The organism is Desulfitobacterium elongatum, assembly GCF_055378975.1.
Genome location: NZ_AP038772.1, coordinates 4,508,986 through 4,522,783, shown reverse-complemented (window position 1 = coordinate 4,522,783; position 13,798 = coordinate 4,508,986). Strand labels below are relative to the sequence as shown.

At 44.8% G+C, this 13,798-nt stretch carries 22 protein-coding genes; all 22 read left to right on the top strand.

All coding sequences use genetic code 11. The annotated features are described in order from the left end of the window. Position 1: 1 nt before the first annotated feature. The 22 genes from rplE (at position 2) to ACZ42W_RS21175 (ending at position 13,541) form a co-directional block, all read left to right on the top strand. Positions 2-541: a 50S ribosomal protein L5 gene (rplE, locus tag ACZ42W_RS21280; RefSeq protein ID WP_464167259.1), complete on the top strand. Its 540-nt coding sequence runs from the start codon at positions 2-4 to the stop codon at positions 539-541. 20 nt (positions 542-561) lie between these two features. Beyond that, entirely contained in the window at positions 562-747 is a 186-nt protein-coding gene (locus ACZ42W_RS21275; protein ID WP_464167258.1) for a type Z 30S ribosomal protein S14, read from the top strand. A gap of 28 nt (positions 748-775) precedes the next feature. Then, positions 776-1,174, top strand: coding sequence for a 30S ribosomal protein S8 (rpsH, locus tag ACZ42W_RS21270; RefSeq protein WP_464167257.1), 399 nt, complete (start codon positions 776-778; stop codon positions 1,172-1,174). Between the two features lie 24 nt (positions 1,175-1,198). Then, positions 1,199-1,753, top strand: a complete 555-nt coding sequence (gene rplF, locus ACZ42W_RS21265; RefSeq protein ID WP_464167256.1) for a 50S ribosomal protein L6 — start codon at positions 1,199-1,201, stop codon at positions 1,751-1,753. A gap of 50 nt (positions 1,754-1,803) precedes the next feature. Continuing rightward, positions 1,804-2,172 carry a 50S ribosomal protein L18 gene (gene rplR / locus ACZ42W_RS21260; RefSeq protein WP_464167255.1) on the top strand — a complete coding sequence of 123 codons (369 nt, stop codon included), beginning with the start codon at positions 1,804-1,806 and terminating at the stop codon, positions 2,170-2,172. 24 nt (positions 2,173-2,196) lie between these two features. Beyond that, positions 2,197-2,697 (top strand): 30S ribosomal protein S5, encoded by a 501-nt coding sequence (gene rpsE / locus ACZ42W_RS21255; protein ID WP_464167254.1) that lies wholly within the window; start codon positions 2,197-2,199, stop codon positions 2,695-2,697. A gap of 11 nt (positions 2,698-2,708) precedes the next feature. Further along, positions 2,709-2,891: a 50S ribosomal protein L30 gene (gene rpmD / locus ACZ42W_RS21250; RefSeq protein ID WP_464167253.1), complete on the top strand. Its 183-nt coding sequence runs from the start codon at positions 2,709-2,711 to the stop codon at positions 2,889-2,891. A gap of 18 nt (positions 2,892-2,909) precedes the next feature. Further along, positions 2,910-3,350 (top strand): 50S ribosomal protein L15, encoded by a 441-nt coding sequence (gene rplO, locus ACZ42W_RS21245; protein WP_464167252.1) that lies wholly within the window; start codon positions 2,910-2,912, stop codon positions 3,348-3,350. A 1-nt stretch (position 3,351) separates the two neighbouring features. Then, positions 3,352-4,641, top strand: coding sequence for a preprotein translocase subunit SecY (secY, locus tag ACZ42W_RS21240; protein ID WP_464167251.1), 1,290 nt, complete (start codon positions 3,352-3,354; stop codon positions 4,639-4,641). A gap of 13 nt (positions 4,642-4,654) precedes the next feature. Beyond that, positions 4,655-5,305, top strand: a complete 651-nt coding sequence (locus tag ACZ42W_RS21235) for an adenylate kinase (RefSeq protein WP_464167250.1) — start codon at positions 4,655-4,657, stop codon at positions 5,303-5,305. Further along, positions 5,302-6,048, top strand: coding sequence for a type I methionyl aminopeptidase (gene map, locus ACZ42W_RS21230; protein WP_464167249.1), 747 nt, complete (start codon positions 5,302-5,304; stop codon positions 6,046-6,048). The genes ACZ42W_RS21235 and map overlap by 4 nt, the downstream gene beginning before the upstream one ends. A gap of 34 nt (positions 6,049-6,082) precedes the next feature. After that, complete coding sequence (gene infA / locus ACZ42W_RS21225) at positions 6,083-6,301, top strand: translation initiation factor IF-1 (protein ID WP_005810121.1); 219 nt, start codon at positions 6,083-6,085, stop codon at positions 6,299-6,301. Positions 6,302-6,324: 23 nt separating this feature from the next. Further along, complete coding sequence (gene rpmJ, locus ACZ42W_RS21220; protein WP_464167248.1) at positions 6,325-6,438, top strand: 50S ribosomal protein L36; 114 nt, start codon at positions 6,325-6,327, stop codon at positions 6,436-6,438. Positions 6,439-6,586: 148 nt separating this feature from the next. Then, the gene (rpsM, locus tag ACZ42W_RS21215; RefSeq protein ID WP_464167247.1) at positions 6,587-6,958 is read left to right on the top strand and encodes a 30S ribosomal protein S13; all 372 of its coding nucleotides are present in this window, start codon (positions 6,587-6,589) and stop codon (positions 6,956-6,958) included. 18 nt (positions 6,959-6,976) lie between these two features. Beyond that, the gene (gene rpsK, locus ACZ42W_RS21210; protein ID WP_464167246.1) at positions 6,977-7,366 is read left to right on the top strand and encodes a 30S ribosomal protein S11; all 390 of its coding nucleotides are present in this window, start codon (positions 6,977-6,979) and stop codon (positions 7,364-7,366) included. A 12-nt stretch (positions 7,367-7,378) separates the two neighbouring features. Next, positions 7,379-8,005 (top strand): 30S ribosomal protein S4, encoded by a 627-nt coding sequence (gene rpsD, locus ACZ42W_RS21205; protein ID WP_464167245.1) that lies wholly within the window; start codon positions 7,379-7,381, stop codon positions 8,003-8,005. A gap of 55 nt (positions 8,006-8,060) precedes the next feature. Beyond that, positions 8,061-9,008, top strand: coding sequence for a DNA-directed RNA polymerase subunit alpha (locus ACZ42W_RS21200; RefSeq protein WP_464167244.1), 948 nt, complete (start codon positions 8,061-8,063; stop codon positions 9,006-9,008). A gap of 26 nt (positions 9,009-9,034) precedes the next feature. After that, on the top strand, positions 9,035-9,373 hold the full coding sequence (gene rplQ, locus ACZ42W_RS21195; protein WP_464167243.1) for a 50S ribosomal protein L17: 339 nt from the start codon (positions 9,035-9,037) through the stop codon (positions 9,371-9,373). 552 nt (positions 9,374-9,925) lie between these two features. Then, a complete protein-coding gene (locus tag ACZ42W_RS21190; protein ID WP_464167242.1) occupies positions 9,926-11,710 on the top strand; it encodes a sensor histidine kinase in 1,785 nt (594 codons plus the stop codon). Beyond that, positions 11,707-12,327 (top strand): response regulator, encoded by a 621-nt coding sequence (locus ACZ42W_RS21185; protein ID WP_464167241.1) that lies wholly within the window; start codon positions 11,707-11,709, stop codon positions 12,325-12,327. Before ACZ42W_RS21190 ends, ACZ42W_RS21185 begins: the two co-directional genes overlap by 4 nt. Before the next feature lie 106 nt (positions 12,328-12,433). After that, on the top strand, positions 12,434-13,141 hold the full coding sequence (locus ACZ42W_RS21180; protein WP_464167240.1) for a hypothetical protein: 708 nt from the start codon (positions 12,434-12,436) through the stop codon (positions 13,139-13,141). Beyond that, positions 13,131-13,541: a hypothetical protein gene (locus ACZ42W_RS21175; RefSeq protein WP_464167239.1), complete on the top strand. Its 411-nt coding sequence runs from the start codon at positions 13,131-13,133 to the stop codon at positions 13,539-13,541. Before ACZ42W_RS21180 ends, ACZ42W_RS21175 begins: the two co-directional genes overlap by 11 nt. Positions 13,542-13,798 lie beyond the last annotated feature (257 nt).

The following is a 13,798-nucleotide window of genomic DNA, read 5'->3' as shown; positions in this document are numbered from 1 at the left end:
GTTGGCTCGTCTAAGAGATAAGTACACTAAAGAAATTGCTCCTGCATTACAGCAGAAGTTTGGTTATAAAAATGTGATGCAAATCCCCAAGCTCGAGAAAGTCGTTATCAATATGGGCGTGGGTGAAGCCATCTCAAATTCAAAATCAATCGATTCCGCAGTAGGAGATTTGATGAAAATCTCAGGACAAAAGCCGGTTGTAACCCGTGCGAAAAAGTCTATCGCTGCTTTTAAACTACGTGCAGGTATGCCCATCGGAACCAAGGTTACCTTACGTGGAGAGCGCATGTATGAATTTGTAGACCGTTTGATGAACGTTGCATTACCACGTGTCCGTGACTTCCACGGAGTATCCGCTAAGTCCTTTGATGGACGTGGTAACTATACGCTCGGTGTTAAAGAGCAACTCATTTTCCCGGAAATCGAGTATGATAAAATCGATAAGCTCCGTGGAATGGACGTCGTTTTCGTAACCAATGCGAAAACGGATGAGGAAGCTCGTGAATTACTCGGAATGCTCGGAATGCCGTTCCGCCAGTAGAAAAAGGAGGGTCCTAGAGCGTGGCTAAAAAGTCAATGATCGTGCGAAACAATAACGAACAAAAGTTTGCTGTTCGTTACCATAACCGTTGCAAACTCTGTGGCCGTCCCCATGCATACATCCGTAAGTTTGGAATATGCAGGATTTGCTTCCGGGAGTTAGCCTATAAGGGCGAGCTACCTGGAGTCAAGAAGGCCAGTTGGTAAGACGGAGTAAGGAAGGGGGAAGACTCTAGTGGCAATGTCAGATCCAATTGCAGATTTCTTGACCCGCATTCGTAATGCAGGCATGGTTTATCATGATAAAGTTGAGGTACCTGCTTCAAATGTCAAGAAAGCAGTTGCCGAAATCCTTAAAGAAGAGGGTTTCATTAAAGATGTTGAATACATTTCTGATAACAAACAAGGCGTACTTCGTTGTTATCTGAAGTATGGCCCGAATCGTGAGCGCGTTATTACCGGTCTGAAGCGTATCAGCCGTCCGGGACTTCGTGTTTACGCTAAAAAAGATGAAGTGCCGAAGGTTCTTGGAGGCCTGGGTGTGGCGATTATCTCCACCTCAAAAGGCGTAATGACCGATAAACGGGCTCGTCAAGAAGGGCTTGGCGGAGAAGTGCTCTGCTACATTTGGTAATCATACACTACGGAGGTGCAGAGAATGTCCAGAATTGGCAAGCAGCCCATTAGTATCCCTAATGGCGTCGACGTCAATATAGAGGGCAATGTTGTAACCGTTAAAGGGCCAAAAGGTTCTCTAACGCGGGAAATGCATTCCCGAGTCAACATTGCGATTGAAAATCAACAAGTCATCGTGACTCGTCCTGACGATGAGCCTCTTAGCCGCTCCTTGCATGGCTTAACCCGTACTCTTCTCGCTAATATGATCGAGGGAGTAACAAAAGGGTTCAGCAAAGGCTTGGATATGGTTGGGGTTGGATACCGTGCTGCAAAACAAGGAAACAAACTCGTTTTGTCCGTTGGTAAATCTCATCCCGTTGAATTGATTCCTTACGAAGGCTTAGAAATTGAAGTTCCTGCTCAGAATAAAATCCTCATCAAGGGTATGGATAAGGAACTCGTCGGAGCATTCGCGGCTGTCGTTCGTAAAGAACGTCCACCAGAGCCGTATAAAGGCAAAGGAATCAAGTACGAGGGTGAAGTTATTCGCCGTAAGGTGGGTAAAACGGGCGGTAAAAAAGGCGCTAAGAAGTAAGACTTAAGCAAGGGCAAAAACTCTTGCACAAATGAAAGGAGTGAGTTTCCTTGATTACGCGCATTGACCGTAAAGAAATCCGTTTGAAAAAGCATAAGCGTGTCCGGAAGAACGTATTCGGCACCGCGGAGCGTCCGCGTCTGTCTGTGTTCCGGAGCCTAAATCATATTTACGCTCAAGTGATCAATGATGAGCTCGGAGTAACTCTAGCAGCTGCTTCTTCTCTCGATGCTGACTTCAAGGCTGCTGGCGTTGCTAGTGGTAATATTGAAGGGGCAAAAAAAGTTGGAGAACTTGTTGCAAAACGAGCCGTAGAAAAAGGTGTTTCCGATGTGGTATTTGACCGCGGTGGAAATCTTTATCATGGTCGAATTGCAGCTGTTGCTGAAGCAGCACGTGAAGCTGGACTGAACTTCTAAGACACGGTAAAGGAGGGAAAATCATTGGCGAAAATCGAAGCGAGTAAGTCAGAGTTGACTGAAAAAGTCGTTCATATTGCCCGCGTGGCGAAAGTTGTCAAAGGGGGACGTCGTTTCAGCTTCAGTGCACTCGTCGTTGTCGGAGACGGACACGGTAATGTAGGAGCTGGACTCGGTAAAGCTGGAGAGGTACCAGAAGCTATTCGCAAAGGAATCGAAGATGCGAAGAAAAACATGGTTTCTGTACCGCTTATCGGCACGACAATTCCTCATCCAATTCTCGGACAGTTCGGAGCAGGATCCGTTCTCTTGAAACCCGCTGCAAAAGGTACCGGTGTTATTGCCGGTGGTGCCGTTCGTGCCGTGCTTGAAGTGGCAGGCGTTCACGACATCCTGACGAAGTCCTTAGGATCCGCAAATCCGCATAATATGGTTAATGCTACGATGGCTGGCTTAAGATCTCTGAAGCGGGCGGAAGAGGTTGCCAAACTCCGCGGTAAATCCGTAGAAGAAATTCTGGGTTAGGAGGGTTGGCAGTGAAAATTAAAGTAACACTAGTAAAAAGCCCTATTGGGTATTCTGAGAATCAACATAGAGTCCTTAAATCTCTAGGCTTAGGGAAGATGGGATCTAGTGTAATTCATGATCAGACACCCAGTATCCAAGGGATGATTCGCAAATGTGCGCACTTGGTTGCGGTGGAAAACGTCGCAGAATAGAAGGAGGTGTTGACGAGCATGAAATTGCATGAACTGAAGCCTGCCAAAGGTGCGACCCACGCTCCAAAGCGTCTGGGCCGTGGTATCGGTTCTGGAACTGGTAAAACCGCTGGTAAAGGTCATAAGGGTCAAAAAGCCCGTTCTGGCGGTGGTGTCCGTCCAGGATTTGAAGGCGGCCAACAACCTCTGGCCCGCCGGATGCCTAAGCGCGGTTTCACTAATATCTTCAAGAAAGAGTATGTTGTTCTTAACGTACGTGACTTGGAGCGTTTCGAAAACGGCGCGACAGTTAGCTATGAGAGCCTCTTTGATATGGGTCTCATCAAAGCTGTAAAAGATGGCGTTAAGATTTTAGGAACAGGAGAACTAACCAAAGCTCTGACCGTCAAAGTTGACAAAGTCAGCCCGGCTGCGGCAGAAAAGATTGTTGCTGCCGGCGGAAAAGTCGAGGTGGAATAAGATGATCGTCGATTCCCTGAAAAATGCCTGGAAGGTTGCGGAACTCAGGAAAAAAATCGGGTTCACCTTGATCATGTTCTTAATCTTTCGTATCGGTTCGCATATTCCGATTCCCTTCATCAATCATGATGTCCTTTCACAGATGTTGGGATCGGGTAGCCTTTTTGATTTCTTAGATACCTTCTCTGGGGGTTCCTTTAGAAGGTTCTCGGTCTTTGCACTGAGTATTACCCCTTACATTACCGCTTCCATCATTCTTCAACTCCTGACGATTGTCATCCCTTATCTTGAGCGTTTAGCCAAGGAAGGGAACTATGGTCGGAAGAAGATCACTCAGTACACCCGTTATGGAACCGTCATTCTTGGCTTTGTCCAAGGTATAGGTATGACGTTCGGAATTCGGGGTGCGCTCATGATTCCAAGCCCAGGCATGGAATGGGCCATCTACCTCCTCGTAGCCCTTATCCTGACTGCTGGAACGGCCTTCCTTATGTGGTTAGGTGAACGGATTACCGAGAAGGGAATTGGTAACGGGATTTCGCTGATCATTTTCGCAGGAATTGTCGCACGGGTACCGGATGGCTTTAAGTATATCTGGAATCTCCTCAAAGTTGGAGAGACCAGTGCACTTGCAGTGATTGGACTACTGATTATCGGAGCTGCGATTATAGCCGGTGTTGTCTTCATCCAAGAAGGCCAACGCAGAGTACAAGTGCAGTACGCCAAACGGGTGGTCGGCCGACGTGTTTATGGTGGTCAAACCTCGCATATTCCTCTCAAAGTTAACCAGGCTGGGGTTATTCCCATTATCTTCGCAATCTCGCTCCTCGCTTTTCCTGGAACGATTGCGACCTGGATGCCACAGACCTCAGGATATGCACAGTTTATCAACAAGTGGTTTACGATGAACGGCACGCTGTTTTCGATTCCTTATCTTATCGCATATGCGGTGCTGATTCTCTTCTTCACCTATTTCTACACAGCCGTGTCTTTCAACCCTGTTGATGTCGCGGATAACTTGAAGAAGTATGGTGGATTTATCCCTGGTTTACGTCCAGGCCGCGCAACTGCGGATTACCTTTCGAAGATTTTGAGTCGTCTTACCCTAGCGGGTGGAACCTTCCTTGCCTTAATTGCAGTACTTCCTAGCTTAATTATTGGGCTTACTGGAATTAAGAACATCACTTTGGGTGGGACCTCACTTCTGATCGTCGTGAGTGTTGCGCTTGAGACCATGAAACAATTGGAGTCCATGCTTATGCAACGGCACTACCAAGGGTTTATGAAGTAAGGAGGCGGAACCTTTGAGAGCAATCCTTATGGGACCACCTGGGGCTGGAAAGGGAACACAAGCTTCCGATTTGATTACGAGGTATCAGATTCCTCATATTTCTACCGGGGATATGTTCCGTGCTGCTATTAAAGCGGGGACAGCCTTAGGGATTAAAGCAAAAGAGTTTATGGATGCAGGTTCACTCGTCCCTGACGAGGTAACCATCGGGATCGTTGCTGAGCGATTAGCCGAACCTGATTGTAGCAAAGGATTTTTACTGGATGGCTTTCCACGGACAGTTGCTCAAGCAGATGCTCTGGATAAGATATTAGTCGAACTCCAGATGACATTGGATGGAGTACTTAACATCGAAGTCGATGAAGAGAAGCTTCTTGAGCGCTTGACTGGACGTCGGATTTGCCGGCAATGTGGAGCAACCTACCATATGGTGTTTAATCCACCCACGACAGCGAATGTCTGTGATAAGTGCGGCGGAGAACTCTACCAAAGAAGTGATGATACCTTGGAAACCGCGAAAAACCGATTGCAGGTCTATAACGATCAGACTCAACCTTTGATTGAGTACTATCGGGAAAAAGGACTCCTTCGTGAGATTAACGGAGACCAAGAAATCGCTAAGGTATTGCAAGACATCGTTAAAGCCTTGGAGAAAAACGCATGATTGAGTTGAAAAATCCAGCTCAAATCAAGCGAATGAGAAATGCCGGGAAAATCGTTGCCGATACTCTCGAACTGATGCGGGAAACCGTACGTCCGGGAATTACGACTGGGGAGTTAGATCGCCTGGCAGAGGAGTATATCCGAAAGTGCGGAGCGATCCCGACCTTCAAAGGGTATAACGGTTTTCCAGCAGCAATCTGTGCTTCTGTGAATGAAGAAGTAGTCCATGGCTTTCCCGGTTTAAGGACTTTGCAATCTGGAGATATTATCAGTATCGACTGTGGAGCGACATTTGACGGATACGTGGGAGATTCAGCGATTACGCTAGCTGTAGGAGAGATTTCTGAAGAACATCAGAAGCTTCTGAGAGTTACCGAGGAAGCCTTAATGAAGGGGATTCCCCAAGCCATTAGAGGCAATCGCCTCTATGATGTTTCTCATGCAATCCAGTCCCATGTCGAAGCCCATGGCTTATCCGTTGTTCGAGATTATGTCGGACATGGAATTGGTCGGGCGATGCATGAAGAACCGCAGATTCCAAACTACGGTAAGCCAGGCCGAGGGCCACGACTCGAAATCGGGATGGTTTTGGCTATCGAACCAATGGTCAACTTGGGAACGTATGAAGTAAAGACCTTGAGTGATCATTGGACTGTCGTGACGAAGGACGGCAAAGCATCAGCCCATTTCGAACACACAGTAGCCATTACAGAAAATGGCCCTGAGATTTTAACTCGGAGTTAATGAACCCGAAACGAGTGCCGGAGGAGGGCTGAACATGTCAAAAGAAGACGTTATTGAAGTAGAAGGAAAAGTCTTAGAGCCATTGCCGAATGCCATGTTTCTAGTGGAACTTTCCAATGGACACAAGGTTTTAGCACATGTCTCTGGGAAAATCCGGATGAATTTTATCCGAATTCTTCCGGGAGACCGGGTCACAGTGGAGCTTTCTCCCTATGACCTATCTCGTGGAAGAATCGTATATCGGTTTAAGTAAAGGACCAAAGGGAGGGGATTACAGTGAAAGTAAGGCCTTCTGTGAAAACAATTTGTGAGAAGTGTAAGGTCATTAAGCGCCATGGCAAAGTCATGGTGATTTGTGAAAACCCGAAACACAAACAAAAGCAAGGATAAGACGAATTAGACTCTCCGTTGCGCGGCTGATTGGGACTAGATCTAGATCCAATGTAGCGGGAGCTGTCCACTTGCCGATAAAAAGTTTGCTGTTTCATGATTGGGTTGTTTAGAAGAGTAAACAGCATTATGGGGGTGTAAAGTTTAGATGGCACGTATCGCTGGAGTTGATTTGCCGCGTGAGAAACGTGTTGAGATTGGCCTCACCTATATCTATGGGATTGGTCTTCCGACAGCACATAAGATTCTCGCTAAGACCGGCGTAAACCCTGACACTCGTGTTCGTGACTTGTCCGAAGAGGAAGTAAGTAGCCTCCGGGAAGTTATTGATAAAGAGATTAAAGTTGAAGGTGACCTACGTCGGGAAGTATCCCTTAATATTAAGCGCCTGATGGAAATCGGCTGTTATCGTGGATTACGTCATCGTCGTGGGCTTCCTGTTCGTGGACAGCGTACCAAGACGAATGCTCGTACCCGTAAGGGCCCGATCAAAACCGTTGGAGCTAAACGTAAGAAGTAATTAAGGGGGGATAACCGAATGGCGCGTAAAGTAGTTCGCACAAAACGCCGCGAACGTAAGAACATTGATAGTGGCATAGCCCATATCAAGTCAACGTTTAATAATACGATGGTAACGATTACCGATACCACCGGAAATGCTTTATCCTGGTCGAGTGCTGGTTCACTTGGCTTTAAAGGATCACGTAAAAGCACTCCGTTCGCAGCTCAAATGGCTGCCGAAACTGCTGCTAAAGTTGCAATGGAGCATGGCCTCAAAGAAGTTGAGTGCTATGTAAAAGGACCGGGTTCAGGCCGTGAGGCTGCTATCCGTGCTCTCCAAGCTGCAGGTTTAGAAGTTAATATGATTAAAGACGTGACGCCGATTCCACACAATGGTTGTCGGCCTCCGAAACGTAGAAGAGTATAAGGAGGTGTCATCATGGCAAGGTATACAGGCCCTGTTTGTCGTTTGTGCCGCAGGGAGGGCATGAAGCTCTTCCTTAAAGGAGATCGTTGTTATACAGGAAAATGCGCAATTGACCGTCGTGCTTATGCACCTGGTCAACACGGCCAAAGCCGTGGCAAGAAGCCTACTGAGTATGGCATCCAGCTGCGTGAAAAACAAAAAGCTCGCCGTATCTATGGCGTAGCTGAAAAACAATTCCGTTCTTACTTCGACGAAGCTGCTCGTCAAAAAGGGATGACAGGGGAAAACCTTCTTCGTCTTTTGGAGCGCCGTCTTGACAACGTTGTATTCCAACTTGGATTTGCAACGTCTCGTCCGGAAGCTCGTCAACTCGTTCGTCACGGTCACTTCACAGTGAACGGACGCCGCGTTGATATCCCTTCCTTCCTCGTTCGTGTAGGGGAAGTCATCGCTGTTAAAGAAGCAAGCAAAACCTCCCCACGCATGAAGGATATCCTTTCCTCCTTGGATCGGACTCCACCGAAATGGATGAGCTTGGATGCGACTGCTGCCACCGGAACAATCATCGCACTACCTACTCGAGAAGATATTCAATTGCCCATCCAAGAACATCTCATCGTGGAAAAATACTCCCGTTAAGCTTGAACTTAGGATGGTTTGTTGATCAAGTTCCCGAGAAAGAAGGTGCATTCCGATGTTAGAAATCGAGAAGCCCAGAATTGAATGTGTTGAACGAACGGAAGATAACACCTACGCAAAGTTTGTCGTTGAACCTCTCGAGAGAGGATACGGAATTACTTTGGGAAATTCCCTAAGGAGAATTCTGTTATCCTCCCTTCCGGGGACTGCAGTTACAGCAGTAAAGATCGAAGGGGTACTCCATGAGTTCTCTACCGTTCCGGGAGTTCTAGAAGATGTCACAGACATTATTCTGAACCTCAAAAATCTCGCGTTAAAAGGGTATACGGATGAACTCAAGGTTCTCCGTCTAGAAGTCGAGGGCGAAGGAGTCGTTAAAGCCGGGGATATCATCACCGATCCAGATATCGAGATCTTAAACCCGGATATGAAAATTGCGACTCTGGACAAAGATGGTCGTCTCTTCATGGAGATGACGGCTGAAAGAGGACGTGGCTATGTTTCGGCTGACAAAAACAAGAAGGCTGATCAAGCTATCGGAATCATCCCTATCGATTCCATTTTTGCACCAATCTATAAGGTGAACTACACCGTGGAAGATACCCGTGTGGGTATGGTAACAGACTATGACAAGCTTTCGCTTGAGGTCTGGTCCAATGGAAGTATTTCACCCGAGGAAGCGACCAGTTTGGCTGCGAAAATCCTGAGTGAGCATCTGCGCCTCTTCATGGGACTCACTGATAAACTCAATAATGTTGAGATTATGGTGGAGAAGGAAGAAGAAGCTAAGGATAAAATCCTGGAGATGACGATTGAAGAGCTTGACCTTTCGGTCCGCTCCTACAATTGCCTGAAACGGGCCGGAATCAACTCTGTAGAAGAACTTACCCAGAAGACGGAAGAGGACATGATTAAGGTGCGTAACCTTGGTCGCAAGTCCTTGGAAGAAGTGGAGTTTAAGTTGAAAGAGCTCGGCTTGGGGTTCCGCAAAGCCGATGACTAATTCGGTGCAAAAGGAGGGGAACAACATTGGCTTATCGTAAGTTGGGAAGAAACATGGGTCATCGTGGTGCAATGCTACGTAACCTCGCGACCTCCCTGTTAAAACACGAGCGCATTGAAACCACTGAAGCGCGTGCGAAAGAACTTAACGCCATTGCTGAAAAGATGATTACTCTTGGCAAGCAAGGCGATCTCGCAGCACGTCGTCAGGCCATGGGATATCTCATGGAAGAAGATGTGGTTACGAAATTGTTTGAAACGATCGCTCCTAAGTACGCTGATCGCCAAGGCGGCTATACCCGAATCATGAAGGTTGGCTTCCGCCGCGGAGACGCTGCAGAATTGGTGCTCATCGAACTCGTATAATTCAATACATTCGTTACACGTTCGTAGTAGATGCTGAAAAAGCATTGAAGCCAGGTTGCTCATTAGAGCAGCCTGGCTTTTTTACGTCACGAAGTAAAGAAGGAAATAACTTACATAAACTTGCAGAAAATAGATATTAGTGGAGGGAGATTCAGGAGGGAAATTTGAATGAGTGCATCATACACAAACACATTATGAAGAAGCGGTAATTTTAAAGTATATTAAGCAATTTTCTTGAAAGATTATCGCAATAACAAATATATATTTCAATGTTTATGTCTATTGTGAATGATATTTTACTGAAATCAGTAAAATCGAGAAGGAAAAAAGTGGAATTATACTAAAGGATTCTTCTGACGTGAAGGGAATAGTTGATTATAAGATATACGAAAAAAAGGTAATTTTTCTGGGGGTAAATCCATAATAATATTCTGTGTGAAGCAATGACCCGCAACCTATTTATACCTTGGTCACCAGAAGTTGCGGTAGCGAATGGTGAAACCGGCACACCTTTAATTAGGTGTGTCTTTTTATATGCAGGGAAGTGTGTTCATGTCAACGAGCCCACGTCAATGGATAAGGCTGGCCTTACTCTATCTTAAACCATCTAAGGATTTAGATGCTAAGCAAACTGTTATTGTATCTTACCGTTATATCTCCTGGTTTATTACATCTATCTACTACCTCACTGGGCCACCCTATAATAGCTATAAGTATAAATTAGTTGTTGTAATTGCCTTATTTGTTTTTAGCAGTATCATTATGGACTACTACCTAAAGAGTAATAGCCTGAAGACAATTCGTCTGACCGCCATTATTGAGACCTTAGGATTAACTTTACTCTTAGTCCCTACAGGAGGACTTGAAAGCCCCTTCATTTGGTATGCACTAAATCCTGTTCTCATTGCGACAAATTATCTAGCTGGAATATACTGTTGGGCTAATTTATCCTTTTATTTACTCTCCTCGTTAGTGATTAGCTTAAAACTCTTCAATACCCAAGGACTAACTGTCACTGAAGTTATCCAAGCCAAATCCTATATCATATTTGTATACGTCCTTGTCACTGTAGCAATGAGATTACTGGTACGTTTAGTCAAACAACTCGATAGGCAAGCAGAAGAACTACAGCGACAAAAGCGGGAGCTTGTAAGTATGAATGCCGAACTTCATGAAGCTAATTCACGCGTCAATCGTTCGATGGGATATGTAATGTCCCTGTACCACATCATTGAGACTTTCTCATCAAGAGAAGATACCCATATCATTCTAGACCAAATGGTCAATTTTACTTCGCAGATAATGGAGTGCAACGCTTCCTTTGTATGGCTTACTTCCCATAAGGATGATCCAAGCAGCATTATTACTCATAGGCTATCCTCTACTCGAAGTAACAAACTAATGGACTTCTTAGACAGTCATGCGTCAGTAGAAAAAAAGAGTGAAGGTCAAAGTTCCTTTGAACTTGAAGGTGTTCGATATCTTGTTGCTCCTATTGAATCCTCTTCTCGTCTCTATGGATATGTTGGCATGGAGTTGTCAGCAGGGCAGCAAGAAGTAGAGCGAAAAGAGAGTATGTGTGAAAGAAGTACTGAGCTTCTCGGTTTCCTAGGTGATTTAGTAGCGGTCATTCTTGAAAGACATCACCTCGAAAGTCTATCTTCCAAGCTCATTATACTTGAAGAGCAAAATCGAATCGGTAATGAAATCCACGATAGTGTTTCTCAACGGTTATTCAGCATTCTCTGTGGTATTCATGCGTTAAATGCAAACTGGCATCGATTAGATGCAGAAACGATAAGTCAGCAGCTAGCACTGATTGAGCAGTCTACAAAGGACACCAGCAAAGAGCTGAGATCATCGATCTACCAGTTGAGTACGAGTAAACGCGGGGAAAAGGTGTTTAAAGATAATATAGAAACTTATTTAAGAGATTTCGCGAGTCTGAATAACGTTGAGGTTAGCTTCGACTTTGATGGAGACGAAGAACGAATCCCCTCTTCGCTGAAGCAAGCACTCTATCGGGTCGTCCGAGAGGCAACCGGTAATGCAGTAAGACATGGAAAGTGCAGAGAGCTTGAGGTGAAAGTCTGGATTCATGCAGCGACCTTAGAGCTTATGGTTACGGACAACGGGAAGGGTTTTGACACCGCTATGACACTCCAGAATAAAGAAGGCAGAGGGCTAGGTCTTAATAATATGCAAATACTCACCCAAACGTTTAATGGTTTATTTGAATTGGTAAGCCGTGAGGGAGTTGGAACAACACTTCAACTCAAATTCCCCTTAGGTTATAGGACAGAACAAGTATTGAAGCAAGAAGGAGGTGCAGCATGAATATAGTAATTGTTGATGATCATCCACTCGTTAGGCAAGGATTAACCGCCGTGATTACAGTCGAAGGAGATATGAACTTAATTGGAGAGGCTTCAACTGGAGACGAAGCTATCAGTCTTGTCACACAGGTAAATCCAGACGTGGCCCTAGTAGACCTCAGATTAGCGGAGACCTCCGGACTAGAAATCATCAAGACCTGTAAGGAAAAGACCCCTGCCTGTAAATACATCATCCTAACTTCTTCTGTCGATAAAGAGGATTTCAGAAGAGCTCGAGAGCTTGGTGTCGATGGTTACGTACTGAAAGAAGCTTTTCCAGAAGAACTCGTTTCCGCGATTCGTTTGGTTTATCGGGGGAGAAAATACTATGACCCCGGTATGATTGACTGCATGATGAGTAAGGATGAAAGAGATGAACACGTGGAACAGTTGACGCCTCGCGAATTAGAAGTTCTTAGAGCTTTAGGAGAAGGGTTAAATAATAAGGATATTGCTAAAAAGCTATATATCACGGAATACACGGTGAAAAAGCATGTGAGTCAAGTGCTTGCAAAGTTAGAGCTGGCTGATCGGACACAGGCGGCGTTGTATGCACGGGAAAAAAGGGTAACTGCCTAATAATTTCAAGAAATTAATAAGGTCGTTCTAGTTTGCTAGGTTCATAAATATACAAGTAAAGAGACTTTAGGTTGAGGTTTGTCCCATGCGAAAGGGGTAAATATAAATGATTAAAAATAGAAAGAAACTTCTAAGCGGAAAGCATCTCATCATTATTTCATCTATTATTGTATTAAATTCCATTGGAGTGAGCTATGCGTACTGGGCGGATCAGTTGCAGATTACGACGACAATGACAACAGGTCGTATTAACCCTGCTTTCCACGGTGAAAATTACAAAATTAACATCGTGCGAGATGGGAGTGAAAAAGGGAACTGGCAGAGCTGGGATGACAAGGAGGACAAAAATCCCAATGATGACCTCAGCGCAATAAGTAAGCTAGAAGTCTCCTTTGACGAAAACCGCCAAACTATGTTTATAACAGGAACGCTAGAAGAAGGTTACAATGCGTTCATTCATTATAGTTTAGTAAACGATGGAACACTACCCATTAAATATATGAAAAACGTAAGTTTGGGGAATGAAAATAAAAAGAGTCAGCTTGAGGGGCTTAGAATGCAGGATGGCCTAAAAGTTCAGGTTGATCAGCAGTCTGGGATCCTCGCCCCACAGGATAAAATCTATTCTGATAATAGTAACGGTAATCCCAAAATTCAAATTCAAGCTCCCAATCAACCGAATTCGAATGGTCTATCGGAGAAAAAAGAGCAAGATAACTCTGAGGAGGAGAAATACACATTTGAGATCAATTTGCCCTTTGAACAATGGACCGGAGATAAGTCCTCATATAGGGGGGATGAGAATGAAGATTAAAGTAATGATAGTTATGATCAGTTTAGTCACGGCTAGCGTATTTCTCTCAGGAGGGTACGGGTTTTGGCAGAAGGAACTAACAATAAAAGGTGATGTTACGGTAATTCCGGATTCAAAAAAGACTATACCCGCAGTTAACAACATCGTTCCGAATGCTAACAGTGTAGAAGGAAATGCTAACTCGACGGATACCCAAAATAAAAAGCAGCCTTCCGATGCTACAGCAATAATAGACAAGAATGCTCAGGAACCAGATCAACTGAACGAGCAAGTCAAAAATAACGATAAGATAGAGCCTAGGGAACTAGAGCAACTAGAGCAACTAAAACAACCGGAATCGATTGTGCTTACCGAGCCGGCGAAGGGAATTGAGGAAATAACTGAAGTACAATCTCCCTAAATCAAGATAATGAATCGAATATGAATAAGGATAATAGTAATCTTACGGAATCTAAAGAAGATAGTAGGCCGCCACAGAATAATGTAGGAGATCAAAAGTGATAAAACCAACAAGCTTATCGAAAATCAGGTATGCCCTCCTAGTAGGGCTAATTCCTTTTATCTATTTCTTTGTATAATTGCTTTTTTAAACAATTTTGGGGAACACATATTTAATTCTATACTAGAGTCGACTTGGGGTAAGTTCATTCAAAACGC

What these genes read in the sequence shown, in the direction of transcription:
- rplF (WP_464167256.1), top strand. Translation starts at nt 1,199, where the DNA reads ATGTCCAGAATTGGCAAGCAGCCCATTAGTATCCCTAATGGCGTCGAC.
- rplO (WP_464167252.1), top strand. Translation starts at nt 2,910, where the DNA reads ATGAAATTGCATGAACTGAAGCCTGCCAAAGGTGCGACCCACGCTCCA.
- secY (WP_464167251.1), top strand. Translation starts at nt 3,352, where the DNA reads ATGATCGTCGATTCCCTGAAAAATGCCTGGAAGGTTGCGGAACTCAGG.
- map (WP_464167249.1), top strand. Translation starts at nt 5,302, where the DNA reads ATGATTGAGTTGAAAAATCCAGCTCAAATCAAGCGAATGAGAAATGCC.
- infA (WP_005810121.1), top strand. Translation starts at nt 6,083, where the DNA reads ATGTCAAAAGAAGACGTTATTGAAGTAGAAGGAAAAGTCTTAGAGCCA.
- rpsM (WP_464167247.1), top strand. Translation starts at nt 6,587, where the DNA reads ATGGCACGTATCGCTGGAGTTGATTTGCCGCGTGAGAAACGTGTTGAG.
- rpsK (WP_464167246.1), top strand. Translation starts at nt 6,977, where the DNA reads ATGGCGCGTAAAGTAGTTCGCACAAAACGCCGCGAACGTAAGAACATT.
- rpsD (WP_464167245.1), top strand. Translation starts at nt 7,379, where the DNA reads ATGGCAAGGTATACAGGCCCTGTTTGTCGTTTGTGCCGCAGGGAGGGC.
- ACZ42W_RS21200 (WP_464167244.1), top strand. Translation starts at nt 8,061, where the DNA reads ATGTTAGAAATCGAGAAGCCCAGAATTGAATGTGTTGAACGAACGGAA.
- ACZ42W_RS21190 (WP_464167242.1), top strand. Translation starts at nt 9,926, where the DNA reads ATGTCAACGAGCCCACGTCAATGGATAAGGCTGGCCTTACTCTATCTT.
- ACZ42W_RS21185 (WP_464167241.1), top strand. Translation starts at nt 11,707, where the DNA reads ATGAATATAGTAATTGTTGATGATCATCCACTCGTTAGGCAAGGATTA.
- ACZ42W_RS21180 (WP_464167240.1), top strand. Translation starts at nt 12,434, where the DNA reads ATGATTAAAAATAGAAAGAAACTTCTAAGCGGAAAGCATCTCATCATT.
- ACZ42W_RS21175 (WP_464167239.1), top strand. Translation starts at nt 13,131, where the DNA reads ATGAAGATTAAAGTAATGATAGTTATGATCAGTTTAGTCACGGCTAGC.